At 64.2% G+C, this 26,063-nt stretch carries 19 protein-coding genes and 1 pseudogene; 3 read left to right on the forward strand and 17 right to left on the reverse strand.

The features are described 5' to 3' along the window. Positions 1 to 7 precede the first annotated feature (7 nt). A pseudogene (locus tag MKD49_RS22525) lies at positions 8 to 889 on the reverse strand (NAD(P)-dependent oxidoreductase); the annotation flags it as partial. Positions 890 to 1,138: 249 nt separating this feature from the next. Here MKD49_RS22525 and MKD49_RS22530 point away from each other — a divergent pair. Then, positions 1,139 to 2,053 (forward strand): LysR family transcriptional regulator, encoded by a 915-nt coding sequence (locus MKD49_RS22530; RefSeq protein ID WP_034341250.1) that lies wholly within the window; start codon positions 1,139 to 1,141, stop codon positions 2,051 to 2,053. Between the two features lie 16 nt (positions 2,054 to 2,069). On the opposite strand, the gene MKD49_RS22535 is transcribed toward MKD49_RS22530, so the two are convergent. The 8 genes from MKD49_RS22535 to msuE form a co-directional block, all read right to left on the reverse strand. Then, a complete protein-coding gene (locus MKD49_RS22535) occupies positions 2,070 to 2,831 on the reverse strand; it encodes an ABC transporter ATP-binding protein (RefSeq protein WP_252697427.1) in 762 nt (253 codons plus the stop codon). Between the two features lies 1 nt (position 2,832). Then, positions 2,833 to 4,092 (reverse strand): SfnB family sulfur acquisition oxidoreductase, encoded by a 1,260-nt coding sequence (locus tag MKD49_RS22540; RefSeq protein ID WP_051057714.1) that lies wholly within the window; start codon positions 4,090 to 4,092, stop codon positions 2,833 to 2,835. Positions 4,093 to 4,186: 94 nt separating this feature from the next. Then, positions 4,187 to 5,503, reverse strand: coding sequence for an ABC transporter substrate-binding protein (locus MKD49_RS22545; RefSeq protein WP_039790040.1), 1,317 nt, complete (start codon positions 5,501 to 5,503; stop codon positions 4,187 to 4,189). Between the two features lie 46 nt (positions 5,504 to 5,549). Further along, entirely contained in the window at positions 5,550 to 6,605 is a 1,056-nt protein-coding gene (locus MKD49_RS22550) for a branched-chain amino acid ABC transporter permease (protein ID WP_134137293.1), read from the reverse strand. 1 nt (position 6,606) lies between these two features. Beyond that, positions 6,607 to 7,503, reverse strand: coding sequence for a branched-chain amino acid ABC transporter permease (locus MKD49_RS22555; protein ID WP_039790041.1), 897 nt, complete (start codon positions 7,501 to 7,503; stop codon positions 6,607 to 6,609). Beyond that, positions 7,503 to 8,390 carry an ABC transporter ATP-binding protein gene (locus tag MKD49_RS22560; protein WP_371925505.1) on the reverse strand — a complete coding sequence of 296 codons (888 nt, stop codon included), beginning with the start codon at positions 8,388 to 8,390 and terminating at the stop codon, positions 7,503 to 7,505. The genes MKD49_RS22555 and MKD49_RS22560 overlap by 1 nt, the downstream gene beginning before the upstream one ends. Beyond that, the gene (gene sfnG, locus MKD49_RS22565; RefSeq protein WP_252697429.1) at positions 8,387 to 9,547 is read right to left on the reverse strand and encodes a dimethylsulfone monooxygenase SfnG; all 1,161 of its coding nucleotides are present in this window, start codon (positions 9,545 to 9,547) and stop codon (positions 8,387 to 8,389) included. The genes MKD49_RS22560 and sfnG overlap by 4 nt, the downstream gene beginning before the upstream one ends. A 61-nt stretch (positions 9,548 to 9,608) precedes the next feature. Continuing rightward, positions 9,609 to 10,181: an FMN reductase gene (msuE, locus tag MKD49_RS22570; protein ID WP_252697430.1), complete on the reverse strand. Its 573-nt coding sequence runs from the start codon at positions 10,179 to 10,181 to the stop codon at positions 9,609 to 9,611. 447 nt (positions 10,182 to 10,628) lie between these two features. Between msuE and MKD49_RS22575 the strand changes: the two genes are divergently transcribed. Together MKD49_RS22575 and MKD49_RS22580 are read left to right on the forward strand one after the other, a co-directional pair. Continuing rightward, positions 10,629 to 11,771 carry a sigma-54-dependent Fis family transcriptional regulator gene (locus tag MKD49_RS22575; protein WP_252697431.1) on the forward strand — a complete coding sequence of 381 codons (1,143 nt, stop codon included), beginning with the start codon at positions 10,629 to 10,631 and terminating at the stop codon, positions 11,769 to 11,771. 126 nt (positions 11,772 to 11,897) lie between these two features. After that, positions 11,898 to 14,048, forward strand: a complete 2,151-nt coding sequence (locus MKD49_RS22580; protein WP_252697432.1) for a TonB-dependent siderophore receptor — start codon at positions 11,898 to 11,900, stop codon at positions 14,046 to 14,048. Between the two features lie 32 nt (positions 14,049 to 14,080). On the opposite strand, the gene MKD49_RS22585 is transcribed toward MKD49_RS22580, so the two are convergent. The 8 genes from MKD49_RS22585 to MKD49_RS22620 all read right to left on the reverse strand — a co-directional run bounded on the left by MKD49_RS22585 (position 14,081) and on the right by MKD49_RS22620 (position 25,725). Then, positions 14,081 to 16,375, reverse strand: coding sequence for a heavy metal translocating P-type ATPase (locus MKD49_RS22585; RefSeq protein ID WP_252697433.1), 2,295 nt, complete (start codon positions 16,373 to 16,375; stop codon positions 14,081 to 14,083). 186 nt (positions 16,376 to 16,561) lie between these two features. Further along, on the reverse strand, positions 16,562 to 17,776 hold the full coding sequence (locus MKD49_RS22590) for a PLP-dependent aminotransferase family protein (protein ID WP_252697434.1): 1,215 nt from the start codon (positions 17,774 to 17,776) through the stop codon (positions 16,562 to 16,564). A 13-nt stretch (positions 17,777 to 17,789) separates the two neighbouring features. Next, positions 17,790 to 18,827, reverse strand: coding sequence for an ABC transporter substrate-binding protein (locus MKD49_RS22595; protein WP_371925507.1), 1,038 nt, complete (start codon positions 18,825 to 18,827; stop codon positions 17,790 to 17,792). A 154-nt stretch (positions 18,828 to 18,981) separates the two neighbouring features. Next, positions 18,982 to 20,496, reverse strand: coding sequence for an aldehyde dehydrogenase family protein (locus MKD49_RS22600; RefSeq protein ID WP_252697436.1), 1,515 nt, complete (start codon positions 20,494 to 20,496; stop codon positions 18,982 to 18,984). A gap of 359 nt (positions 20,497 to 20,855) precedes the next feature. Next, positions 20,856 to 21,740 (reverse strand): transcriptional regulator GcvA, encoded by an 885-nt coding sequence (gene gcvA, locus MKD49_RS22605; protein WP_209567925.1) that lies wholly within the window; start codon positions 21,738 to 21,740, stop codon positions 20,856 to 20,858. A gap of 101 nt (positions 21,741 to 21,841) precedes the next feature. Next, complete coding sequence (locus MKD49_RS22610; RefSeq protein WP_252697437.1) at positions 21,842 to 23,248, reverse strand: FAD-binding protein; 1,407 nt, start codon at positions 23,246 to 23,248, stop codon at positions 21,842 to 21,844. After that, positions 23,238 to 24,311, reverse strand: a complete 1,074-nt coding sequence (locus MKD49_RS22615; protein ID WP_252697438.1) for a DUF1338 domain-containing protein — start codon at positions 24,309 to 24,311, stop codon at positions 23,238 to 23,240. The genes MKD49_RS22610 and MKD49_RS22615 overlap by 11 nt, the downstream gene beginning before the upstream one ends. A 475-nt stretch (positions 24,312 to 24,786) precedes the next feature. Continuing rightward, a complete protein-coding gene (locus MKD49_RS22620; protein WP_252697439.1) occupies positions 24,787 to 25,725 on the reverse strand; it encodes a LysR family transcriptional regulator in 939 nt (312 codons plus the stop codon). Positions 25,726 to 26,063 lie beyond the last annotated feature (338 nt).

The following is a 26,063-nucleotide window of genomic DNA, read 5'->3' on the forward strand; positions in this document are numbered from 1 at the left end:
CCGGCAATCAATGTTGGGAAGGTTCGATGTAAGTCACGATGCGGTTGAAATCTTCCGCATCAGCCAGGCGCTCCACGCTCCCGGCCCACAGCCGCCCGGCTTCCTGCGCCAGCGGCGTGGCACTCCCGGTCTGTTCGATCAGGTTCATGGCCAGGCGCAGGTCCTTGCGCATCAGTTTCATGGTGAAGCCGGAATCGAAGGCTTCATTGAAGATCCAGGTCGGATAGAAATGCTCGATCACCTTGCTGTTGGCCGAGCCGGCGGCCAGCCCCTGGAAGATCTGGCGCGCATCCAGTCCGGCAGCCGCAGCGATGCGCGCGGCCTCACCGGCGATGAGCAGATGGGTGCCGGTGACCAGATTGTTGAGCAGCTTGGCCACATGGCCGGCACCCACCGGACCGACGTGCACGCGCTTGGCGCTCATCACGGCCAGCACCGGTTCGATGCGCGCCACGATCTCGGCGCTGCCGCCGATGACCATGCCCATGGTGGCCGTGGCCGCGCCCTTGGGGCCGCCGCTGACCGGCGCATCGACCAGTTCCATCTCCGCTGCCTGCAACTCGGCCGCCAGGCGGCGCGTGCTGTTGGGGTCGGCGGTAGTGGTATCGACGATCACCAGTCCGGCCTTGCCACTGTACAACAGCCCGCCCTCGCCCAGCACGACCTGCTCCACGATGTCCGAGGTCGGCAGCGACAGCACCACCAGTTCCACCGCCGCAGCCAAAGCCGCAATCGTCTCCACGCAATGCAATCCCCGCTGCGCCAGCTCCGTGCGGGTCGCTGCGAGGGCGTCATAGCCGGTCACCTCATAGCCCCCGCGCTGCAGGGAAAATGCCATCCCACGGCCCATGTTGCCCAGGCCAATCACTCCGATTTTCTTCATCCTTGTCCTCTGCGTTCTCTTGCGATCAACTCATCTTCACCAAATCGAGGCAGGCTTGCGCCAGCGTGATGCGCGGCTCGCACCGATTTTGCGCATCGCAGCAAAATCACCGAAATACACCACAAGATGCACGGTGTTCACTGTGTTTTGCGCGAACTTGCCTTTGATGGACGTTGAGTTTGGCGGCTTTGATCACTACAATCAATCCGCACAGATCATGTTTATTGTTCTAATTTCGAGAACACGGAGAATCCCATGGGCGAGACCCTCAACGACCACCGCATCGCCTATCTGCACGAGGCAGTACGCAGCGGCAGCGTGCGCGCTGCGGCCGACGCGCTGGACATCGCGCCTTCGGCGGTGAGCCGCCAGATCAGCCTGCTGGAACAGGAGTTGGCGGTGCCGCTGATCGAACGCCACAAACGCGGCGTCAGTCCGACCGAGGCCGGGGCCCTGCTGCTGGAGTATTACCGCGAACAGCGTTCGCACCAGTCCGACGTGCTGGCCAAGCTGCAGGAGATCCGCGGACTCAAGCGCGGATCGATCAACATCATCATGGGGGAAGGATTCATCTCGGACATGGTGAGCGGACCCATCAAGCAGTTCTGCAAGAAGTATCCGGAGATCTCACTGGTGCTGGATCTGGCCGGCACCAACGAAGTCGTCAGTGCGGTCGCGGCCGATGAGGCGGAAATCGGGTTGGTCTTCAATCCGCCGGTGGAAGCCAAGATCGTCAGCCGCGCGGTGGCGCGCCAGCCCATGTATGCCATCGTGGGACGGCAGTTTCCCTTGCTGGGCAAGGTGGAATCGGTGACGCTGCGCGAGCTGGCGGCCTATCCGATGGCGCTCACGCATCTGGCCTATGGCACGCGGCAACTGGTGGAAGCCGCCACGCTGATCGAGAAGACCCGCCTGACGCCGACCATCACCACCAACTCGATTGCCATCCTCAAGCATTTCGTGAAGTCCGAGCTGGGCTTCACGCTCTTGCCCCTCTTCGCGGTCACTACCGAACTGGCGGCGCGTGAACTGTACGCGATCCCGGTGCGCAATACGCTGCTGACACGCTCGGAGGCGCATCTCATCACGCGCACCGGACGGCAATTGTCGACGGCGGCCAACCGGCTGCTGCAGCACCTGAGTACGCGCATGAAGGCCTTTCAGGATTAGGGCCTGTTCACGCAGGTCAGGCGGCCTGCGCGACATTGCCCTCGCCGAAATAGAAGGCCTGGATATCGGCACGCTCCCGCAGCGCCCGGGCGTCGCCGCTCAACACGCTGTGCCCGTGCTCCAGCACCGTGGCGCGATGCGCGTACTGCAGCGCCACCGCCGAATTCTGTTCAGCCACCAGCAGGGCCACGCCCTCCTCGCGGTTGAGCCGGCTCAGTTGCGCAAAGATGTCCGCCACCACCTTCGGTGCCAGCCCCATCGAGGGCTCATCCAGCACCAGCAGGCGCGGCCGCGAGATCAGCGCGCGGCCGATGGCCAGCATCTGCTGCTCGCCGCCCGAGCACAGCCCGGCCAGGCTGCGGCGACGCTGATGCAGCAGCGGAAAGAAGGCATAGATGCGCTCCAGTGCCTCCCGCAGCACGGCACGCCGCGTGAAGTGCGCGGGCCAGCCGGTGAGCAGATTCTCTTCCACGCTGAGGGACGAAAAACAATGCCGTCCTTCCAGCACCTGCGCCAGTCCCTGCCGCACCAAGTCGGCAGGACTGCTGCGCGCCACCTCCCGCCCCTCGAACAGGATGCGCCCGCCGCGCACCTGCCCGCGCTGCGCCGCCAGCAGATTGGAGACCGCCTTGAGCGTGGTCGACTTGCCCGCGCCATTGGCCCCCAGCAGGGCGTGGATCTCGCCCGCCTGTACGTCCAGGCTCACATCCTGCAAGGCCAGCAGCGCGCCCTGATAACGCACCTCGATGGACTCGATCTGCAACAGCGGCGCACTCATCTCAGCTCCATGCATGGAAAGGCGGCTTGACGCCATTGAGGTAGTAATTGCCGACGATGGCGTATTTCCAGCGCACCGGATCATGCAGCGTGTGCGTGCGCGCATTGCGCCAATGGCGGTCCAGGTTGTACTGGCCCAGTGTGGAACGCGTGCCCGCCAGCTCAAACAGCTTGTTGGTGGCGTGGATGGCGATCTCGGTGGAGAGCACCTTGGCTTCCGCCGTCAGGATCTGCGCTCGCGCCACGTTCTCGGCATCGGGGGCGGCGACGGCCGCATCGATGGCGCGGCCCGCGCGTTCCAGCAGCGCTTCGCTGGCATGCAGGCGGATCTGCAGGTCGCCCACGGCCTGGATGGAATACGGATCTTCCCAGGCGTGATCGCGCTGGCTGTCGATCCACGGGCGCGACTTGGTGCGCACGAAGTCCTGGGTATCGGCAATCGCGGCGCGGGCAATGCCCACGTCCACCGCAGCCTGGATGATCTGGAAGATGGCGCCGTCGGCGGAGGGTTCGAGGTAGCCCTTGTAGGCCGGGATCAGATGCGTCTTCGGCACTTTCACCTGATCGATGATGACGGTGCCGCTCAGGGTAGTGCGCTGGCCGAAGGCTGACCAGTCGTCGATGACGGTCAAGCCCGGTGCATTGCGCTCGGCCACCACGTACCAGGTGCGGTTCTCTTCATCATTGGCGACGATGGGCACGTAATGCGCCAGCAGCGCGCCGGTGGAGTAGAACTTCTTGCCGCTCACGATGACGTGGTCACCGGCATCGACGAAGCGCGTCTCGAAGTCCGCAGCCCGCTTGGATCCCGACTCGGAGAAGGCATTGCCCCACCGCACGCCGCGCAGGAAATCGGCGAAGAAACGCTGCTGCTGTTCCGGATCGGAAACGGTGCGCACCGCCGCCACGAAGCCCAGGTGATTCTGCGTGATCTGGCCCAGCGACGGGTCGGCCGCGGAAATGATGGCGATCACTTCGGCCAGCGTGGCATAGGAGACTTCGGCCCCGCCGAAGGCACGCGGCACGTTGATGGCCCACAGGCCGCTTTGCGAATAGGCCTCGATCTCTTCCACCGGCCAGCGGCGCAGCTGGTCGCGTTCGGAAGCGCCTTGCGCCAGGCGCTTGGCCAGCGTGTGGGCGACGGCGATGGCTTCGGCGTCATCACGGATCACGTGCGCCGGTTGCGCCGCGCGCGGCAAGCCGGGTACCGGGCCGCTGGCGGGAGAATAAGACTGTGTGGAGGGGGCGAGCACGGCAGACATGGTCGGACCTTTCAGAAAAAATGGGGAAGTGGAAGAAGACGGCAGGTGGTCCCGCAACAGCGCAACAGCGCATCAGCGCAGGACCGCCCTGCCCTCAGTCATCGATGCTCTTGCGCACCTTGATGTTCTTTTCCTTGGCATAGGCCAGGGCGGACTTTTCGATGATGGGACGCAGCAGTTTCCAGTCCGGGGCGATCCAGTCGGAGACCACGTTCCACTGCTTGCCATCCCATTGCTGGAAGGCCACCAGGCCATCGCCTTCGTGGTTGTCCCAGGTCACGTGGATGGAGTGGAACAGGCCCTTGGCACCGAGTGCAGCCGTGCGGGCCTGGTCGATATTGAGGTTCTCCAGACCCCAGCGGATTTCATCCCCGGTGAGCGTGCGCTTGCCGAATTTGGCCTGGGCGATGCGGATCGCTTCCACATTGAGGATGCCGTTGAGCACGCCGAGATTGTGATAGACGCTGCCGATGCGCTTGGGATCCTGCAGGTTGCCCTTGCCAGCGCCGTAGACGGTCTTCTGGATTTCCTGCAGCACCGGATACTGCGCGCCTGCGGCCACGGTGGTGATCGCCACATAGCCCTTGGCCGCGTCACCAGCCGGGATCACGTCCTCCTCCGAATTGGACCAGACGTTGCCGATGATGTGATCCGCCGGGAAGCCCGACTTCTGCGCCGTCTTCAGCGCCACCGGATTCATCACGCCCCAGCCGCGCAGCACCACATAGTCGGGCTTGGCGCGGCGGATCGCCAGCCATTGCGCCTGCTGGTCATTGCCGGGGTGCGGCACTTCGATCTGCTGCAGCGAGAAACCATATTTTTCCGACAGCAGCTTGTAGATCGGGATGGTCTCCTTGCCATAGGGCGAGCCGTGATACAGCACCACGATCTTCTTGCCCTTGAGCTTGTCGCTGCCGCCTTCCTTGCTGGCGATGTAGTTGACGATACCCGAGGTCTCGCTGTAAGGGTTGAGCAGCAGCGGGAAGATGTACTTGAACACGCGCCCATCGGTGGTATCGGTGCGGCCGTGGTTGATGGTCAGCAGCGGCACCTTGTCGGCCGTGACGCGATCCAGCAGCGCATAGGCGATGCCGACCGAGAGCGGGTTCCAGGTGGCGATGTTGGGACGCTGCTTGAGGCGCTCGTAGACTTCCACGCCGCGCTCCACTTCGTACTGGGTCTCGCCTTCTTCCCAGGTCAGCTTGACGCCGCCCACGCCGCCGTCGCGCAGGTTGACCAGGTTCAGGTAATCGATGAAGCCGCCAAAGAAGCCGGTCCCGCCAGCCGCATACGGACCCACCCGGTAACTCTGCAGGGGGAAGAATTGTTCATCGGCATGGGCATGTTGCAGGCCTGCAGACAGGAGGGCTGCGGAGAGAATGAAGGTTTTTAATAATTTTGCGTGCAGCATGGTGAGAGAGCTTCTCCGTGGTGAGGGTGGAAGTGAAGGTAAATAGTTATGGCGCAGGCGCGCGCTTGTGAAGGCGACGCCGTGCGCGTTCCCACAGGGCAGCCAGGCCCTGTGGCTCGACAATGAGGAAGAAGATGATCAGCGCCCCCAGCACGATGCGCTGGCTCATTTCCAGCACGCCCGAGTCGAACCACTGCCCCAGCAGCAGGCTGCCCAGGCGCGACAGCAGCAGCGGAAACACCACGATCAGCGCCGCCCCCAGGAAGGCCCCGCGAATGGTCGCCAGCCCGCCGATGATGACGATGAAGAGAATCTGCAACGAACGATCCAGATTGAAGCCGGCCGGCTCCACCGTGCGCAGGTAGACGAAGCCCCACAGCACACCGGCCACGCCGATGACGAAGGACGACACGGCAAAGGCCAGCAGCTTGGTGCGCAGCACCGGCACGCCGATCACGCGGGCGGCCTGTTCGTTGTCGCGCACGGCGATGAAGTGATGGCCGGTCTGGCTCTGCACCAGCCGCCAGCACAGCAAGGTCAGCACCGTGACGATGGCCAGCGCGAACAGGTAGCGGCCCGCCGGCGTATCGAAGGCCAGCCCGCCCACCACCAGCGGCGGCGCATCGATCACGCCGGACGGATTGTCATTGCTGAACCAGCTGAACTTGACCAGCACCCACTGCACGAAGAACTGCGCCGCCAGCGTCGAGACGGCCAGATAGAAACCGCGCAGGCGCAGACTGGGCAAGCCGAACACCAAACCGATGGCGGTCGCCGCCACGCCGGCCAGCGCGATGGAGACCAGCAGCGGCAGGCCCTCCACGCGCAAGTTGAGGTTGTAGGCAGCGAAGGCACCCACCGCCATGAAGGCCGAACTGCCCAGCGAGAGCTGGCCCGCGTAACCAGTCAGCAGATTGAGTCCGACCGCCGCCAGCGAGAGTGCCAGGAAAGGAATCAGCAAGGCATCGATGACATAGGGCGAGGCGAACCAGGGAAGAATGACCCAGGCCACCAGCAGCAACAGCAGCCAGGGTGCGGCACGCCGCCACGAGAGGCCACGCAGGGGCAGCACGCGCGGCGAAGAAGCGAGAGAAGTCGTCATGTCAGGCCCTTTGCCATGCACGCTGGCCGAACAGGCCACTGGGCCTGACCAGCAGGAAGGCCAAGGCGGCCACGTAAGCGAACCAGCCTTCGATGCCGCCGCCCACCAGCGGACCGAGATAGACCTCCGCCAGTTTTTCCAGCGCACCGATGAGCAGGCCACCGACGATGGCCCCCAGCACCGAATCGAAACCGCCCAGCACCAGGACCGGCAAGGCCTTCAGCACCACCAGCGACAGCGAGAACTGCACGCCCAGGCGCGCGCCCCACAAGAGACCGGCGATCAGTGCGATCAATCCTGCCGTGGCCCACACGGCGGCAAGAATGCGCGGCAGGCGCAAACCCACTGCCAATGCGGCAAAGCCGTCATCGGCCAGCGCGCGGAATTCCAGTCCGAGGCGGGTGTAGCGGAAGAAGGCCGACAGCAGCGCCACCATCACGGCCGCCGTGGCAGCGGCAAAGAGATCGAAGGAAGAGATCATCATCCCGCCCAGTTGCAGGGGCGTATCGGCGATGCCCAGCTCCAGCGCATGCACCTGCGTGCCCCACAGCAATTGCGCCGCGCCCTCGATCACGTAGGACAGACCCAGCGTGGCCATGAACAGCGTCATCGGCGACTGGTTCTGCAAGGGACGCAATACCACCCGCTCAATCGAGAGGCCCAGCAGGATCATCGCCGCCAGCGTCAGCAGCAAGGCCAGCGCGAAAGGAACACCGCGCTCCACCAGACTCACGAAAGTCAGCGCGGCAAACAGCAGTTGCGCGCCCTGCGCAAAATTGAGCACGCCCGAGGTCTTGTAGATCAGCACGAAGCCGATCGCTACCAGCGAATACATCACCCCCGAGAGCAGGCCACCGGTCAGCACTTCGGCGAAGAACACCCAATCGAAGTCAGCCATCACGCGGCCTCCTGCGTGGTGTGATGCTCAGGCTGGGCCACGCCCAGATAGGCCTCGATCACGGCGGCATCCTGGCGCACCTCCGCCGGTGCGCCATCGGCAATCTTGCTGCCATGCTGCAGCACCACCACGCGGTCGGAGAGTCCGAAGACCAGGCCGATGTCATGTTCGATCAGCAGAATGGCGGTCCCGAACTGATCGCGTGCGGCGCGCACGAAATGCGTCATCTCGCTTTTTTCGGTGACGGTCATGCCGGCCATCGGCTCATCCAGCAACAGCAGCCGGGGCTGCGCCACCAACGCGCGCGCCAGTTCCACGCGCTTCTGCAGGCCATAGGGCAAGCCACCCACCGGACGCTCCGCATGCGCGCGCAGGTCGAGGAAGTCCATCATCTGCGCGGCCAGTGCACGGGCCTCGTTGCGCTCGCGGCGGGCGCGGCCGAGACCGGCGATCTGCTCCACGAAGCTGGCCCGCATCGCATCGACGCGGCCCAGCACGATGTTGTCGCGCACGCTCAGGCCCTTGAACAGGGCCAGGTTCTGGAAGGTACGCGCCACGCCCAGCCGCGCCAAACGTGCCGTGGGCACCTGCCGGAAACGCTTGCCGGCCAGGCTGACCGTGCCCTGCGTGGGCCGGTACAGTCCGCTCATGACGTTGACCAGCGAACTCTTGCCCGCGCCGTTGGGACCGATCACGGCCAGGATCTCGCGCTCATGCAGGGCCAGGTCGACATGACGCAAGGCCTGCACGCCACCGAAGGACAGGCTGATGCCCTCCAGCTGCAGGACCGGCGCGACGCCGCCCTGCACCGAGCGCTGCGCCGATGTGCCGGCGTCAGCGTCCGCATGAGCGGGCAGCGCGAGCTCAAGCGTGCCGCTCATGCTCATGCCACCGCTTCCAGTGTCTTCGCCTGCTGTGGTGCAGCCGCTGCCGTGGCCTGACGCGCTTCCAGTTCACGCACCAGCGGCAACACTTTCTGGCCGAAGTATTCGACTTCCTCGATGAAGTGCAGGAAGCCGGTCAACACCAGATCCACGCCGATGGCCTTGAGCGCGACGATGCGTTCGGCGATCTGTTGCGGTGTGCCGATCAGGTTGGTCTTGAAGCCGTCGTTGTATTGCACCAGGTCGTCGAAGGTGGACTTGGCCCAGTTGCCCTCGCCTTCGGGCGAAGCCTTGCCCGCCTGCTTGACCGCGTCGCCGAAGGCATGCACCGCCTCCACGTGGGCGTGGTCGATGATGTCCTGCAGGACGGCTTGCGCTTCTTCTTCGGTATCGCGGGCGATCACGAAGGCGTTCACGCCGATGCACACCTTGTGGCCGTTCTGCGCGGCCTTGGCCTGGATGTCATCGATCTGCGCCTTGAGGCCCTCGACCGTATTGCCGTTGGTGAAGTACCAGTCCGAGACGCTGGCCGCGTTGTCGCGCGCGGCACGGGAGCTGCCGCCCTGGAAGATTTCCGGGTGCGGCTTCTGCACCGGCTTGGGACTGAGGGTGTAATTGTTGAAACGATAGAAATCACCCTTGAAGGTGAAGTCATCCTGGGTCCAGATGCCCTTGAGTGCGCGGATGAATTCATTGGAGCGGCGATAGCGTTCGTCATGTTCCAGCCAGGGTTCGCCGATGGCCTGGAACTCGCCCTTGAACCAGCCGCTGACCACGTTGATGGCGATGCGGCCCTGCGAGATGTGGTCGATGGTGGCGATCTGCTTGGCCACCACGGCCGGATGCCACGGACCGGGCAGGATCGCGGCCAGCACCTTGAGCTTGGTGGTGGCGTGCAGCAGGGCCTGGCTGAAGGAGACCGACTCGTGCTGGTATTCGGCACCATAGCCGGCGGTGAAACGGATCTGGCTCAAGGCGTATTCGAAGCCGGCCTTTTCCGCGGCCACCGCCAGGCGCTGGTTGTACTCCAGGCTCCAGTCGGTGCGTTGCGGGATCGTGCTCACCACCAGGCCGCCGCTGACGTTGGGGACCCAATAGGCGAACTTGACGGCATCGGTGCGCGGGGTGGTGGAGGTCGTGGTAGCGGGGACTTGGCTCATGAAAAAACTCCTGTGAAAAAGAGGATGATCGGGTGATCGAAAATGAAATGGCGCGCGGTGATCAGCGGGCGGCGCGGGACGGTGCCGCCGATGCGGCAAGGCCTTGCAACACCGGCAGCGCCCGCTGCACGGTCAGGGCAATGCGTTCCTGCAGGGCCGCACTGATGATGGTTTCGTTGTCGAACTCCTGGGCATTGGCATATACGCCCAGCGGCAGCGTGAGCGCCTGGAAGAAGGCGAACAGCGGACGCAACTGGTGATCGATGGCCAGCGCATGGCGATCACTGCCACCGGTGGCGGCCAGCAGCACGGGCTTGCCGAACAGCGACTCCTGCGGCACCAGGTCGAACAGATGCTTGAACAACCCCGAATAGGAGCCGCGATAGACGGGGCTGCCCGCCAGCAGCAGATCGGCGCTTTCAATGGCGGCGATCTTCTGGCGTACGGGGTCGGGCAACTGCGCCAGTTCAGTGGCACTGAGCAACTGGCCGCTCAGGTCGGAAAGCGCCACCACTTCCGTCTGGATGGCGATGTGCTGGCCCAGCTGCGCTGCAATGGCATTGAGCAGGCCCAGCGTACGGGAGGGACGGCGGCCGCTTCCGGCGACGATGACGACTTGCAGGGGACGGCTCATGAAGAAGGCTCTCCTTGGATAACTGAAGGAAGGACGCGATCGCATCCGCCCTCCTCATTCAGCGAAGAACGTGCCACCCTGCGAAGCCTTTCAAATCAAGGACTTGCAAAAATGCGGGCTACTGCTGCAGCAGCAATCTGCTCCCGCGCTGCTGCTGGAGCAGCAAGAATGCTGCGCCAGGCTTGCTCCGATGTGCCTCCTTATTTACTAAGTTTTCGAAGCTGTATGACAGCTTTGCATTCTCCTGCCGAAGCTGTCGCCAGACGGCGACGGATGATCGTCAGGTCCTTGTCAGACAAGCTTTTGCGGGCGATGACCCAACGTATACCGAGCATGCTTATGCTGAATTGGTCGTTAATGCGCTCTTTGCATATTGTTAGAATCAATTCACCTTCCCTTCCTGCCTCTCCCCCCGGAGCAGGAGATTCCACAAGCCCGGAGCCTGACATGCATGCCAGCCCTCGCTCTGCCCATCTGTATGCGCTGCCCTCTTCGCCGGAGGGTGATGGCGACCTTGCCGCGCGCACCGCATCGCCGCTGCTGACCTTGCCGCATGCGCGCAAGCTGGGCACGTCCATTCGCGCCACGGCGCAGGTGTTCCATGATCCGGTCTCGGTGGCCCTGCTGGAACGCGTACAGCGTGTGGCACCGAGCGATGCCAATGTGGTCATCATCGGTGCCACCGGTACCGGCAAGGAACTGATCGCGCGTCATGTGCATGCGTTGAGCCATCGCCGTGATGCGCCCTTCGTGGCCGTGAATTGCGGTGCGTTTTCGGAGAGCCTGGCCGAGAGCGAATTGTTCGGCCATGAGAAAGGCGCCTTCACCGGTGCCATCGCGCGCAAGGCCGGCTGGTTCGAGGCGGCCAACGGCGGCACGCTGTTCCTCGATGAAATCGGCGACCTGCCGCTGGCCATCCAGGTCAAGCTGTTGCGGGTGCTGCAGGAACGCGAAGTGGTGCGGCTGGGATCACGGCGCAGCATCCCCATCGACGTGCGCGTCATCGCCGCCACCAACGTGCGCTTGCAGGATGCGGTGGCGGCCGGGCATTTCCGCCAGGATCTGTATTACCGGCTGCAGGTGGTGCAACTGGCCATTCCGCGTTTGCGCGAGCGGCCTGCGGATATCCTGCCGCTGGCCTATCACTTCCTCCATGAATATCGCCAGCGGCTGGGCTATGGCGCGCCCCGCATCGATGCCGAAGGCGAACGCAAACTGCGCGAGCACGACTGGCCGGGCAATATCCGCGAACTGGAAAACGCGATCCACCATGCGCTGCTGATCTGCCAGGAAGACAGCCTGCGCGCCGAGCACTTCCATCTCTCCCATGTGGAGCGGCGCCCGGCCTACGCCGCGCATGGCGGCATCGATTGCAGCAACGATCCCTTGCAAGCGCTGGAACAGGCCTTGCAGAACCTGTTCAATCAATCGCAGGCGGGCCTGTTTGAAAAAATCGAAGACACGGTATTTCGTACCGCCTTCGAGTTTTGCGAACGCAATCAGGTACAGGCCGCGCGCCTGCTCGACATCAGCCGCAACGTGCTGCGCGCCCGGCTGATCCGCAACGGGCAGATCTCGGCGCTGAAATGACGCTCATTGCAAAATAACAACTTGAACAGACTTTTCTTCACAATAAACTTACAATTTCCCAACAATTGTTAACGATTATCATTTATATTCATCGGCCCGATTATTTGCCTGGCTGTTTGAATACCGATGATGATGCACCGAGGATTTGCGACTTCCCTTCCCTGCCGCTGCGCCACCAGCGCCGCGTGGCTGCTGACCAGTCTGCTGGCGGTGGCGCCCCTGGCCTGGGCCGACGATGCGGCCACGGCCGCAGGCAGCAATGCAGCGGCCCTGCCCGAGATCAGCGTCTCTGCTGGCCGCGACAAGGCCAGCAGCAGTTACAACGCCACCAGCACCAGCGGTGCCACGCGCACCGAAACCCCGCTGATGGAGCTGCCGCAGTCGGTACGCGTGATGACTACCCAGCAGATCGAGGATCTGGGTGCGGTGCGTCTGGCCGACACGGTCGATTACGTCAGCGGCATCAGCCGCCTCAATGACTTCGGCGGCACCTGGGACAACTTCGCCATTCGCGGCTTCAGCAGTACCGACATGGGTTTCCTGGTCAATGGCTTCCCCGGTTCGCGCGGCTACAATCCGCGCCGCGATACGGCCACGATCGAACGCATCGAGTTCCTCAAGGGCCCGGCCGCCGCGCTCTATGGCAGCAGCGAGCCGGGCGGCACCATCAACATCGTCACCAAGAAACCGCAATTTACGCGCAAGAACAGCGCCGAACTCAGTGCCGGTACTGGTGGCCTGCGCCGTGCCACGGTCGACAGCACCGGTCCCCTGAGCCAGAACCTGGCCTATCGCCTGATCGCCATGACCGAGGAAGGCGACAGCCGTTCCAGCCTGCTCAACAACCGCCGCTCGCTGGTGGCCCCGTCACTGGCCTGGGTGATCGACAAGGACACCCTGCTGAACTACGAGGCCGAATTCCTGCAGGCGAGCACGCCGCTGGACCGCGGCCTCATCAACGTGCGCGGCGTGCTGGGCACGCTGCCGCGTGACCGCGTCCTGAACGAACCCTCGGATGGCAACATGGCCATGCGCAGCAATACGCATCAGCTGACGCTGGAGCGCACGCTGTCCGAGCAGTGGCGTGCCAGGCTTGGTGCCAGCTACAAGGAAAGCAGCTTCGATGGCTATTACACCGAAGCGGCCCTCTCCAATCCGCTGGCCGCCGACAATCGCACGCTCAACCGCACCCGCACCTGGCGGCAGCTTCCCTCACGCGATACCTCCTTCCAGGCGGAGCTGCAGGGCAACTTCAACACCGGTGCCATCGGCCACACCCTCCTGATCGGTGCAGAAGCATCGACGCTGTGGATGAATACGGAAATCCTGCGCTCGGCCAATACCCCCATCGATATCTACAATCCGGTCTATGGCAGCCCGTTGCTGCCGCTGACCAACCGCACCAGCAGTTCGGACGAAAGACAGCGCGTGAAGGGCGTGTTCGTGCAGGACCAGCTGAGCCTGTCGCCGCAATGGAAATTGCTGGCGGGCCTGCGCTGGGATCAGTACAAGCAGAGCATCGAGAACCGTGGGGGCGGCGTCACCACCACCTCGCAGCAACAGAGCGCCGTGTCGCCGCGCGCCGGCATCACCTATCTGCCGACGGCCTGGAGTTCGGTGTATGTGACGGCGGGCAAATCCTTCCGCGCCAACAGCGGCGTGGATGCCAGCGGCCGCGCCTTCGATCCGCAGCATTCGACCGCCTATGAAGCCGGTCTCAAGCTGCAGACTACGGATGAACGCCTGGGGGCCAACTTCGCGGTCTACGACATCACCAAGACCAATGTCCTTACCGCCAGCGACACGCCCGGCTTCCAGGTGGCGGCTGGCGAAGCCAAGAGCACCGGCTTCGAGGCCGATGCCTATGGCCAGATCGATGCGCACTGGCGCCTCTCGGCCAACTTCGCCTGGGACAATGCGCGCGTGACCAAGGACAAGACCCTGGCCGCCGGCACGCGCCTGGCCAACATTCCGGCCTACAGCGCAGGTCTTCTGGCCATGCGTGAGGATGCGACGGCCAGTGGCGCACGCTATGGACTGGGGGGCGGCGTGAACTACGTCGGCAACCGTTCGGGCAATACCGCCGACACCTATTCGTTGCCGGCATATGCGACGGTCAAGCTCCTGAGCTACTGGCAGGTGAGCAAGAATGTGCGGCTGTCGCTGGATGTGCACAACCTCTTCAACCGCAACTACTATCCGGGTTCGTGGAACAACCTCTACGTGATGCCGGGGGCGGAACGCACTGTCGTGGCGCGCATGAAGATCGACCTGTAATCCGTAAACAATATCCCGGGCAAGCGAAGCATTCAGGAAGAGAGCCCATGAAAAAGCTCTTCCTCCTGCGCGATATGCAAGCGCAGGATGGCCTCCAATGCGTACAGCGCATGCCGCAGCTCCTGCGCCGTGGCCGGTGCCAGCGGCGGATCAGCGGGACTGGTACCGAGCTGCGCGGCAATCCGTTCGATGGTGCGGCTCAGTCGATGGATTTCACGATGGGTGCTGCTCATCGCGGCCATCGGGTCACGGCCGCCTATCAATGTCGCCAGACGCGGATAGAGGCGCGCATCATCCTCGGTTTCATGCGGCAGCAGGCGCGTCTTGAGCAATCCGTTCAGGGACTGCAGTGCCTCGCGCAAGGCGCTGACCGTGAGGACATCGCTGTGCCCGGCCAGCCACAACAGGCGATCCAATATCGGTGCCAGCACGGCATGCTCCTGCTGCAATCGCTCCCGCTCGCCAGCTGGCAAGCGGCTGCGCAAGACGTCCTTCTGCAACGTCAGCACCCGCAGTGCATTGAGGATGACGGCCACGTCGATGCCTTCCTGCAGGACCGCACCCGCCACCGGAGGCAGATAGCCGAACGCGGCCACCAGCATCGCCAGCACCGATAGCCCCATCCCGGCCATCACGCTCTGCAAGGCAATGCGGCGGGTCTGCTGCGCCAGCTGCACGGCGAACACCAGGCGATCCAGACGATCCACCAGCAACACCACCTGCGCCGATTCGGCCGCCGCAGCAGCCCCGCGCGCGCCCATGGCCACACCGATATCGGCGGCGGCCAGGGCCGGGGCATCATTGACCCCGTCGCCGACCATCAACGTGACACCCTGCTGGCGCGCTGCAGTGATGGCCGCCAGCTTGGAGGCCGGGCTCTGCTCGGGCAGGATCTCGTCCACGCCCAGTGCACGGCCGATGGTGGTGGCCACATCGTGGCGATCACCGGTCAACATGACAATGCGTCGGGCACCGAGCGTGCGCAGCAAGCGCAGCGCACGCGGGGCTTCCAGCCGCACTTCATCGGCCAGCAACAGCACCCCGGCAAAACGCCCTTCGATGGCGACATACACCCCCGCCACTCCCTCATAGCCGATCCGCTCGTTCAACGGCACAGCCCAGGCGGGCAGCGCCGTACCGGCCAGCACATGGTCAAGGGTGCCGACGCGCAGCGCGCGCCCTTCCACGCGGCCGCTCAATCCGGCACCGGGGGACTCGCTCACCTGCTCGGGCAGCGCCAGATCGAGTCCGCGTTCAAGCGCCGCACTGACCACGGCTTGCGCGATGGCATGGACCGACATCTGCTCCAGCGACGCCGACAATCTCAGCAACTCGTCAGCGCCCATGCCGGGCGCAGGATGCAGGGCCATCAGATGCGCCTTGCCCGTGGTCAGGGTACCGGTCTTGTCGACGAAGAGGGTATGCAGCTGCGCCAGCTTTTCCAGCGCACCGCCGTGCTTGATGAGTATCCCCTGCTGGGCGCAACGCGACATGGCGCACACCAGCGCCACCGGTACCGCCAGGATCAGGGGACAAGGCGTTGCCACCACGGCCACCGCCAGCGCGCGCTGCGGGTCACCGCTGATGAGCCAGGCCAGCCCGGCCAAGACGAGCGAGAGCGGCACGAACAGCAAGGCATAGCGGTCGGCCAGCCGCACTGCCGGTGCACGTGACTGACGGGCGGCACTGACCAGGCGCACGATGTTGCCCAGGGTCCCCTGCTCTGCCGTGCTGGTGGCCAGCAGCTCGAAGGCCTCGCCGGCATTGATGCTGCCGCTGCAGAGCGCAGCCCCCGAGGCGAGATTGACCGGCAGTGACTCGCCTGTCAGGGTGGCCTGGTCGAGCAGCGCTGCGGACAGTGCGATGCCATCCACCGGCACCGTCTCGCCGGGACGCACCAGCAGGCGGTCGCCGGGCCGGATCGCTGCCACCGCGACCTCCACGACACGGCCGTCTTCGTGACGATGCGCCTGTTGCGGCACCTTCGCCAGCAGCGCCGACATCTCCTGCTGCGCGCGGCGTTCGGCGTGGCTTTCCAGGGCGCGGCCGGTGACGAACATGAGGGCGATCACCGCTGCGGTCAGTTCCTCCTGCAAGACCAGCGCACCAGCCAGGGTGAGCAAGGCCATCAGGTCCAGCCCCCACTGGCGGTGCCACAGGGACAGCACCGTTTCACTGACAACGAAGAGCAGCACAAGCGCGGCACTGACTTTCCAGACGCACGCGGCGATGAGTGGCAGGTGCCAGAGATGCAGCAGCCCGCCCGTGGCCAATGCCAGGGCACAACAGAAAACCAGGGGAAGATGGAAACGATGGCGCCAGTTCATGGATCTGGGCCGCAGCATCACGGCAGTTGGCGAGCAGGATCGCAACAGCGATGATGAGGCCGGAGAGCGCCTCAGCGATGCTTATCTCTCTCACAAGGCTGACTTGCGTCAAGTCCAGCCTCCGCAACATGTTCAGTGCGGCAACATCGGGCGTACCGTGGAAGCATCACGGCACGCCCATGCGGATCAGGACAGAGTTTGTTGCGCCTCGGCATGAGCTCGGCGCAGTCGCGTCACGCCTTCAATAATCTCCTGCGGCTGGGCATTGGCGAAAGAAAGTCGCCAATGGCCCGGATCGGATGGCGTGGCATAGAAGGCGCTGCCCGGCACGTACATCACGTTGTGACGCACCGCGATCCGCAGCAGCGCCGTGGCATCGGTGCCATCCTTCCAGCTGGCCCAGATGAACATGCCGCCTTCCGGGGCAATCAGTGAGAGACGATCGCCGAAGGCCTCGCGCAGCGAAGACAACATGATCGCGCAACGTTCGCGATAGGTAGCGATGATGTGCGGCAGATGGGCCTCCAGATGCCCGGCCTGCAGATATTGCGCCGCCACCATCTGCATCCACGGCGCGGTGCACAGGTCGCCGGTCTGCTTGGCGATGACGGCACGGCGCAGAATCTCCGAGGGGCCGCACATCCAGCCGATGCGCAAACCCGGTGCCACGATCTTCGAGAGACTCGACAGGTACACCAGCCAGTCACGCGCCCCCTCGATCTCCTGCGCCACCTGCAGCAGCGGCGGCTCGGCCTGCCCGGAAAAACGCAGCTGGCCGTAGGGATCATCCTCGATCACGATGAACTGGTAACGCACCGCCAGCGTGAGCAAATGACGGCGGCGTGCCAGCGGCAAGGTGGCGCCGGTCGGATTGGCGAAGCTCGGTACCAGGTACAGCAGCTTGGGCCGGGCACCCGCCAGCAGCAAGGCTTCCAGGGCATCGGTATCCATGCCCTGGGCGTCACCGGGAATTTCCAGCAGTTCGGCATGCGCCAGGCGCAAGGCCTGGATCGCCGCCGGATAGCAGGGCCGCTCGATGACCACGCCATCGCCCGGCTCCAGCAGGATGCGCAACAGCAACTCGAAGCCTTGCTGTGAACCGGTGGTGACAATGAGTTCGCCCGGATCGGCACCGCCGATGCGCGCACGCGTGACCTGCTTGAGCACTTGGGCCAGTTGCGCCGCCCCTTCGGTGGCCCCGTATTGCAGGCAGGCCGCCGCTGCGCTGTCGAGCAGGGTGGCGGCGCTCTTTGCCAGCCCTTGCGTATCGAACAGCGCAGGCGCGGGATAGCCACCGGCAAAGGAGATCATGCCGGGTTGCTGCGTGTACTTGAACAGCTCCCGGATGGGCGACCCCTGAGGCGACTGGAAGGCCGGATTGAAACGATAGGCTGCGGTCATGATCGATACAGGCTTATTGCTCGATCATGCGGTTCCAGCGGTTGTTCCACTCGGAGCGCTTCTCGTTGACGGTATCCCAGTCGACGGTGTTGAGGTTCTTGGTCAGCACTTCGCTCTTGCCCAGCTTGGCCTGCGCGGCATCCGACAGCGGCACGTTGCGGTTGACCGGAATCGAATTGGCCAGCGCCATGCTCTTGGCCTGCACCGCCGGGGTCAGCAGGAATTCCAGCAGCTTCTGCGCCAATTCCGGTTCGCTGTTGCCCTTGATGGGGCAAGCGCCGGTCATGAGCAGCACGCCGCCTTCCTTGGGGGTGGCGAATTCAGCGGGGATGCCCTTGTCCTTCAGGTTGGCGATGCCGGTCACGGTCAGCGGGAAGATGGCCGCTTCATTGGTCTGCACCATCTCGGAAATCTTGGCCGAGCTGGAGAGATATTCGACCACGTTGGGGCCGATGGTGCTGCCCCACTTCTTGAAGCCGGGGTCGACGTTCTTGTCGGTACCGCCCACCAGGCGGTTGAACATCATGAAGCCATACAGGCCGAAAGTACTGGCCGAGATCGACTGGAACACCACCTTCTGCTTGTACTTGGGATCAGCGAAATCCATCCACGAGGTCGGTGCCGGCCAGCCCTTCTCGGCGAACAGCTTCTTGTTGTAGCCGATGCCGAGCACGCCCATCTCGATGGCCACGGCCTGGTCGTTGGCCAGGCGCGCGAAGGGATAGACATCCTTGAGCACGGCGGCGTCCTTGACCTTTTCGCACAGGCTCATGTTGATGGCGCGGTACATGATGCCGTCATCGAGGAAGGCCACGTGCATCTGCGGCTTGTCGCGCTGGGCCTGCATCTTGGCGATGATGTCAGAGGAGGTGCCGGGCACCACCACCACCTTGACGTTGTTGGCCTTCTCGAAGTCGGGGAAGATCGAGGCGGTGTAGTTCTTTTCCATCGTGCCGCCGTTCATGCCGACGTAAATGGTCTTGGTCTGCGCCTGCGCGCCAGTGGCGATCAGGGTCGCAGCGATTGCACAGGTCACTGCCAGGGTCTTCATCTTCATTACTGCACTCCTTGCCGGTTTGCCGTTGTGGATCCCGCTTGCGCGGGCATGGGTCGTGGGATGCCATGCCGGATTCCCAGGTGGAGCAGGAATCCGGCAGCGGTGCTGCATTTTTGCTTGGGGTACTGCAGGTGGACGTGGCCGTCGCTCAGTCGATATCGAACTTCACACCCTGCGCCAGCGGCAGGGTCTTGCTGTAGTTGATGGTATTGGTGGCGCGGCGCATGTAGTTCTTCCAGGCGTCCGAACCGGATTCGCGGCCCCCGCCGGTTTCCTTTTCGCCGCCGAAGGCACCGCCGATTTCTGCCCCGCTGGTGCCGATGTTGACGTTGGCCAGGCCGCAGTCGCTGCCCACGGCCGAGACGAACAGCTCGGCTTCGCGCATGTCATTGGTGAAGATGGCCGAGGACAAGCCTTGCGGCACGGCGTTGTTCATGGCGATGGCATCGCCCAGTTCATCGTACTTGACGATGTAGAGGATGGGCGCGAAGGTCTCGTGATGCATGATCGCGGTCTGGCCGGGCATGGTCACCAGTGCCGGGCGCACGTACCAGGATTGCTGGCCCATCACGTCCACCCGTTCGCCGCCGGTGACTTCACCGCCCTGCGCACGCGCTTGCTTGAGTGCCGCCTGCATGGCATCGAAAGCAGCCTGGTCGATCAGCGGGCCGACCAGGGTATCGCCCTGCAGCGGATCACCGACCTTCACGCTGGCGTAGATGCGCTTGATCTGCGCCACTACCTGGTCATGAATGCTGCTGTGGACGAACAGGCGGCGCAGGCTGGTGCAGCGCTGGCCGGCGGTGCCCACGGCGGAGAAGGTGATGGCGCGCAGGGCCAGGTTCAGGTCGGCCGAGGGCGCGACGATCATGGCATTGTTGCCGCCCAGTTCCAGGAGGCTGCGGCCCAGGCGTTCGGCCACCACGGTGGCGACCTTGCGGCCCATGCGCACGCTGCCGGTGGCGCTCACCAGCGGCACGGTGGCCGAACGCGAGAGGGTCTCGCCCAGGTCGGCACCGCCGATCAGCAGGCCGCACAATTGCGCCGGCACCAGGTTCGGACGCTGTGCCGAGAAACGCGCCACGGCCTTGGCGAACAGGGCTTGGACGGCCAGCGCCGTGACCGGTGTTTTTTCGGAAGGCTTCCACACCACGGCATTGCCGCACACCAGCGCCAGCGCGGCGTTCCACGCCCACACCGCGACCGGGAAATTGAAGGCGGTGATCACGCCGACCACGCCCAGCGGATGCCAGGTTTCCATCATGCGGTGGCCGGGGCGCTCGGAGGCGATGGTCAGGCCATGCAGCTGGCGCGACAGGCCCACGGCGAAGTCGCAGATATCGATCATTTCCTGCACCTCGCCCAAACCTTCGGAGAGGATCTTGCCGGCTTCCTGGGTGACCAGGGCACCGAGTTCGTCGCGATGCTCGCGCAGCACTTCGCCCAGCACGCGCACCAGTTCGCCGCGCACCGGCGCCGGCACTTCGCGCCAGACCAGGAAGGCCTGCTGCGCGCCGGCGATGGCCGCTTCGGCGTCGGCCGGCGTCTGCGCCTTGAGTTGCGCGATGACCTCGCCATCACGCGGCGAACGGATCACCAGATCGTTGCCGGCGTAGGCCGAGAAGTCGGCACCCAGGGTGGAGAAGATGCGTGGAGAAGACATGGGGTTCCCTTGAAAAGTGGAGTGGGATGGGTCTGGAACGATGGAGTATAAGGACAGCCGCCCTACTTCTTAAAACCAAAAAATTTCACCACATCATGAGTTTTTGGAATGCACTGGCCTGGCGCGCGAGAATGCGCGAGGATGGGCGAGGATGGTGCAGCGCATCACTTCATATCGGCCGCAAGCCCCCGTGCCGTGGCGCTTCCAGCCGCGGTGCCGGGGCCGCGCCGGTGGCGGCTTGCAGCGCCCTCATGGCATGACACGAGATGCATCTGCACGCAGGAGAAAAATGCGCGGCCATGAGTTTTAGTCAGCCTGGAAAATCACTGCACCGAATCGATGCAGCCCGATGGAAGACCTCAGCCGCCCTGTGCTTCGCTCAGGATCCACTCGCGGAACTTGAGGATGGCCGCCTTGCCGGCGTTCTTTTCGGGATAGACGAGGTAATAGGATTGCGGGCTCTTGACCGCCAGTGGGAAAGGCACGTGCAACTGCCCCAGGCTGATCTCGGTCTCGACCATGAACTTGGGCATGAGCGCCACCCCCATGCCGGCGACAGCGGCCTGGATGACCATGGCCAGTTGCTCGAAGCGCGGGCCCGACAAGGCATTGGGGCAATCCACCCCGACATGGCGGAACCAGTCCTGCCAGGCCTGCGGGCGCGTGGTGTGCTGGAGCAGCGTGACGTTGGCAAGGTCCTCCACCGAGCCCAGGCCTTCGGCCAATGCCTTGCTGCAGACCGGCACCACTTCCTCGCCCATCAACCGCACCATCACGGTATCGGGCCAGTCGGGTTCGCCGAAGTGGATGGCGGCGTCGACCTGGCGCGTATTGAAATCGAAGGGCAGCACTTCCGTGCTCAGGTTCAGCAGCACATCGGGATAGGCAGCGGCGAACTTGGCCAGTCGCGGGATCAGCCACTTCACGCCGAAGGTCGGCAGGATCGCCAGGTTGAGCACGCTGGCCAGGCTGTTGTAGGTCATCACCTGGAAGGTCGCCATCTCGATCTGCTTCAGGATGGTGGAGACCTGGGCGGCGTAGTCGCGGCCGGCTTCGGTGAGGATCAGGCGGCGGTTGATGCGCTCGAACAGCTTGACGTTGAGGTACTCCTCCAGGATCGCCACCTGGCGGCTCACGGCGCCCTGCGTCATGTGCAATTCATTGGCCGCCTTGGTGAACGACATGTGCCGGGCCGACGTATCGAAGGCGATCAGGCAGGACGTTGACGGGATGAAACGGCGCATGGGACGAAGACCGCTGGCTGAAGGCGGGGCAGAAGGTGAAGGAGCCCGCACTATAGCAAATGGCGTGCCCTCCCCTCCAGAGCGTCCCGGCACGCTGCCCGTCATGTGAAGCGCGTATTGCCCAGCAGGCAGTGCGGATCGAACACGTCTTGCACCCGGCCGGCCAGCGCGCGTTGTTCGGGCTGCGTGTAGCGCTGGTAGTAATGCTGGTTGAAGGGACCGATGCCGTGCTCGGCGCTGAAACTGCCTTGGTAACGTTTTGCAACCAAGTCATACAGCGCGGTGCGCAGGGCCTCGATGCGCTCCGGCGGGAACTGCGGCTGCTGCGCCGGCGGAATGGCCAGGTTGAAATGCACGCCGCCATCGCCCCAATGGCCGAAGTCGAACACCTCGGCACCGGCGAAGTCCCGTTCCACCAGGGCCAGTGCTTCGGCGCGGAAGGCCGGCATGCGCGAGCGCGAGACGGAGATGTCGAAGGCGACGATCCTGCCTTCCTGCTTGACGCTGTCGCTGATGGCATGGCGCAGGCGCCACAGGGTCTCGGGCTTGTCGACCACGGCATCGACGATGGCATCGTCGAAATGACGTTCCAGCCAGGCCATGAAGAGCTGGTCGAGATCGAAGTGCTCGCTGGCGGCCGACGACGAACTCACCTCCACCAGCAAGGCATAGTCCGGTAATGGATCAAAGGGTGCATTCACCTGCGGCAGGTGGCGCAAGACCGACGCCAGCGCATTGCGCGAGATGCCTTCGAAGGCCGTGAGGAAATCGGCGAACTGCGCCTGGGCATCCTGCAGCAGGCGCAAACCCGCTTCCAGCGAGGACGGCACGATCAAGGCGGTGGCGCGCTGACGCGGCAGCGGATGCGCGCGCAGCACCGCTTGCGTGACGATGCCGTAGCTGCCGGCGGTACCGATGAAGAGCTGCTTCCAGTCGGGACCGGTATTGTTCTTGTGCAGGCGGTTGCCCATCTCCAGCAGTTCGCCGGGCGGCTGCATCAGCAGCGCCTGCAGGCCCAGCGTGTTGTGGCGCACGTCGCCATAGCGGATCAGGCGCGCGCCGCCGGTGTTGGCGGCCAGCATGCCGCCCACCGAAGGATCGGCCCCGAGGTCGATGGGGAAGCACAGCCCGTGCGGGGCCAGCGCCTGGTTCAGGTCCGACAGGCGGGTGCCGGCCCAGGCCTGGATCACGCCATCGACCGGATCGATATCGATCACGCCCTTGATGCGTTCCATGCTGAGGATAAGTTGCAAACCCGAACTATCAGGCGAAGCCGCGCCGACCAGGCCGGTGTTGGCTCCCTGCGGGACGAGCCGGATCTTCTCGGCTGCGCACAGGCGCATGAGCTCGGCGGCTTCCGCCACATTGGCCGGACGCGCCACGCACAGCGCCTGCCCCGCCCCATAGCGCGGGCCGTGCTCATAGGGCTGGCGCTCGGGCGCGGAGGTGATCAGGCCGGCGCTGCCCAACAAGTCCTGCAGACGCGCCAGCGTGGCCTCAGCAGACACTGGCCGCCTCGCCGCCGGCTGCGCCCGATGCCACCGCCTCGGTCATCTTGAAGATGCCTTGCGCGTTGCCGCTGTCGAAGGTCAGGTCCAGCTTGCGCTGGCCGGCCTCGTCGGCGAAATAGTCGCGCGAGATGAATTCGTAGAAGGAACCCGGCACGGTGACGGCGACCGGCTGGCCGTCCTCGCCCTGCAGCTGGTAATCGACCTTGACTGCACGGAAGGCGGTCTGGCGCACGCGGCCATTGCGCGAGACTTCGACCTGGTCCTTGATGGGACGTCCCAGCTGGCGCTGGCGTTCGGCGGTGGCCACCACGTCGGAGACGCGGTCGGTGGCGTGATTGAAGGCATTGCCTTCGGTGGAGATCCAGGCCATCTCGGCGGACTCGGCCTTGAGCGTTTCGTACTGCGCCAGGGTCGGCAGGTCGTGATGGCGGGCGAAGCACTTGAGCATGGCGGGCAGCAGGCGCTTGGCCTCGTCCATACCCAGCTTGCCTTGTGCGGACAGCTTGGCCAGTAAGGCCAGCACCTCATCGGACAGCGGATTGCGCGACGTGGCCAGTACGGCATCCACGGTCTGCTGGAATTGCGGCGAGAACTGTTCCGGATGCAGTTCGCTCACGAAGAACTGGGCGATCTGTTCGGCGTCGTCGATGTGGGTATAGACGCGGCCGGTCATCTTGATGCGCGCCAGCGGGTAGGTACCGGTCTGCTGGTAGCCCAGCGGCAACAGCACGCTGGTGAAGAGGGTTTCGCCATCGGGGAAGCCGCTGTCGCGGCCCAAGCGCACGGTGCGCACGGCGCCGTGGTCGAAGCAGATCTTGACGCCCTCGCGCTCGGCATCGGCCACGTAGTCACGGCCGGTGGCGACCTGTTGCAGCAGGCCTTCGAAGAGCAGCATGTTCAGGGCCTGCGCCAGTTCCAGGCGCGAGACCTCGGACGCGGCGGGGCGCAGGGTCGAGGCGGGGACTTCCAGGCGCGCGAACTGGCGCTGCACCAGGGCCTCGTCGCCGTAGTGGGAAAGCAGGAGTTGATGGAGATTGCTGTGCTGCGCGGAGATCGTCATTTGCGTGCCTTTGACCGGGTGACTATGAGATAGCCTCATGGTAAGGGCAGCGCGGGGGGCAAATAAAACGATAAATTCTGGGGCTTCGATGCCTTTTACTCATGCAAGGGCGGGAGCGGGGGTGGAGCGCACAAGCCGGCTGACGGGGCAGGGGCAGCCCATGCGGTTGATATGCCAATGTCGATCACGATGCCGAGCAGATGCTGATCTGTCCATTGACTGTCGTCCCAGAGAGGAAAGGCGGGTGCATCCTGCGCTTGTCGGCATCGCCCTCTTCCCTCTACCGTGTTGCGCCACCGAAAACCCCCTCCGCGGTGACGCAACGCCGGCGCGAGCTTGCAGCCCGCAGTGCCCCCCGACACATGACCGGCAGGGAACGACAGGGGAACTGTATTACAAGCGAAGCAATTTGATTAGCCGTCGTTTTGCGAACGTACTCGTTAATCAAATTGAACAATGCAAGCGCCGCCACGCTTTACCGCGCAGCCGTTTCCTCGTCCTCGGCTGGATGACGGCGTGCGAAATAATCCTGGATCTGGGCGATGCAGGCCAGGATCTTGGCGGGCACGGCGTCGCGATGACGGGTGGTGATGAAGGCGCAATAGCCTTCCAGCGACCAGTCCGGCAAGACTTCCACCAGGCGTCCCGACTTAAGATCATCTTGCACCTTACTGCGCAGGAAGCGGCCTATGCCATGTCCCTGCACGGCCAGCCGCCGGATCGAGCGGGCGTGGTTGGCGGTGATGCGCGGACCGAGGCGCAGTTGCGCGCATTGCCCGGCGCGATTGGTCAGGGTGAGATCGACCACGGCATCCGGACCATGCGGAGTGAAGAACAACATCTGATGCTGAAGCAGATCCTCGGGACGGCGGATGGCGGCCCTGGCCTGCAGGTAATCGGGGGACGCGCACAGCACGGCGCCCATGCGGGCCAGCGGGATATCGCCGGGGCCGGGAGTCTTGCCTACCCGCAAGGCCAGGTCGACGCTGTGGTCCATGAGGTCGACGTTGTGATCGCTGACGTGGATGCTGATGCGCAGCTGGGGATGGCTGCGGATGAAGTGGTCGAGGGCGGGCACCAGGTATTCGGGGGCCATGAAGCTGGAGGAAGCGATGCGCAGTTCGCCGACCAGTTCCTTGTGCAGGCTCTCGGTGGCATCGCGCGCTTCATTGGCCAGCGCGACGATGCGCGCGCAGTGGGCATAGAAGCCCTGGCCGGCTTCGGTCAGGCTGAGCTTGCGGGTGGTCCGGTGCAGCAGGGTGGTACCGAGGATGGCTTCGAGCGCACTGATGTGCTGGCTGACCGACGACGAGGTCAGCCCCAGTTCGCGAGCGGCCTTGGAAAAGGCTCCCAGCTCGACAACGCGGGAGAAGATCACCATGCGGGGCAGGTAATCCATGGCTTGGTTTTTCATCGTGGCATGCAGGAGGTCGATGGGGTCAGCGTCGACTATAGCGCGGGATGTTGTGTGATGAGCAGACGAGGTGAGGTGGAGATTGGGGCTTGTTTCCTGTTTGGTGGGAAGTGGCTGGAGACGGGTGAGATAGTCACAGACGTTACTATTTCCGGGGAGAACTGTTGGGCTTGCTGTCGCTGGCGGGCTCCTCGCACGCCCTGGCGGCCATGGATGCCCTATCCTGCAGCAGACTGGAAGATGGGGTCGATCAACAACAAGAGAGACGGCGGCGAGCCCTTCCAGAGTGCATCATAGAGATTACATTAAGTAAAATAAAACCATATCTATGAGGCATG

The organism is Herbaspirillum sp. WGmk3, from assembly GCF_023952535.1.
Taxonomy (GTDB): Bacteria; Pseudomonadota; Gammaproteobacteria; order Burkholderiales; family Burkholderiaceae_D; genus Herbaspirillum; species Herbaspirillum huttiense.

Bases quoted from the DNA above. Each gene is read 5' to 3' on its own strand.
- MKD49_RS22530 (WP_034341250.1), top strand. From the start codon at position 1,139: ATGGGCGAGACCCTCAACGACCACCGCATCGCCTATCTGCACGAGGCA.
- MKD49_RS22535 (WP_252697427.1), bottom strand. From the start codon at position 2,831: ATGAGTGCGCCGCTGTTGCAGATCGAGTCCATCGAGGTGCGTTATCAG.
- MKD49_RS22540 (WP_051057714.1), bottom strand. From the start codon at position 4,092: ATGTCTGCCGTGCTCGCCCCCTCCACACAGTCTTATTCTCCCGCCAGC.
- MKD49_RS22545 (WP_039790040.1), bottom strand. From the start codon at position 5,503: ATGCTGCACGCAAAATTATTAAAAACCTTCATTCTCTCCGCAGCCCTC.
- MKD49_RS22550 (WP_134137293.1), bottom strand. From the start codon at position 6,605: ATGACGACTTCTCTCGCTTCTTCGCCGCGCGTGCTGCCCCTGCGTGGC.
- MKD49_RS22555 (WP_039790041.1), bottom strand. From the start codon at position 7,503: ATGGCTGACTTCGATTGGGTGTTCTTCGCCGAAGTGCTGACCGGTGGC.
- MKD49_RS22560 (WP_371925505.1), bottom strand. From the start codon at position 8,390: ATGAGCATGAGCGGCACGCTTGAGCTCGCGCTGCCCGCTCATGCGGAC.
- sfnG (WP_252697429.1), bottom strand. From the start codon at position 9,547: ATGAGCCAAGTCCCCGCTACCACGACCTCCACCACCCCGCGCACCGAT.
- msuE (WP_252697430.1), bottom strand. From the start codon at position 10,181: ATGAGCCGTCCCCTGCAAGTCGTCATCGTCGCCGGAAGCGGCCGCCGT.
- MKD49_RS22575 (WP_252697431.1), top strand. From the start codon at position 10,629: ATGCATGCCAGCCCTCGCTCTGCCCATCTGTATGCGCTGCCCTCTTCG.
- MKD49_RS22580 (WP_252697432.1), top strand. From the start codon at position 11,898: ATGATGATGCACCGAGGATTTGCGACTTCCCTTCCCTGCCGCTGCGCC.
- MKD49_RS22585 (WP_252697433.1), bottom strand. From the start codon at position 16,375: ATGAACTGGCGCCATCGTTTCCATCTTCCCCTGGTTTTCTGTTGTGCC.
- MKD49_RS22590 (WP_252697434.1), bottom strand. From the start codon at position 17,776: ATGACCGCAGCCTATCGTTTCAATCCGGCCTTCCAGTCGCCTCAGGGG.
- MKD49_RS22595 (WP_371925507.1), bottom strand. From the start codon at position 18,827: ATGAAGACCCTGGCAGTGACCTGTGCAATCGCTGCGACCCTGATCGCC.
- MKD49_RS22600 (WP_252697436.1), bottom strand. From the start codon at position 20,496: ATGTCTTCTCCACGCATCTTCTCCACCCTGGGTGCCGACTTCTCGGCC.
- gcvA (WP_209567925.1), bottom strand. From the start codon at position 21,740: ATGCGCCGTTTCATCCCGTCAACGTCCTGCCTGATCGCCTTCGATACG.
- MKD49_RS22615 (WP_252697438.1), bottom strand. From the start codon at position 24,311: ATGACGATCTCCGCGCAGCACAGCAATCTCCATCAACTCCTGCTTTCC.
- MKD49_RS22620 (WP_252697439.1), bottom strand. From the start codon at position 25,725: ATGAAAAACCAAGCCATGGATTACCTGCCCCGCATGGTGATCTTCTCC.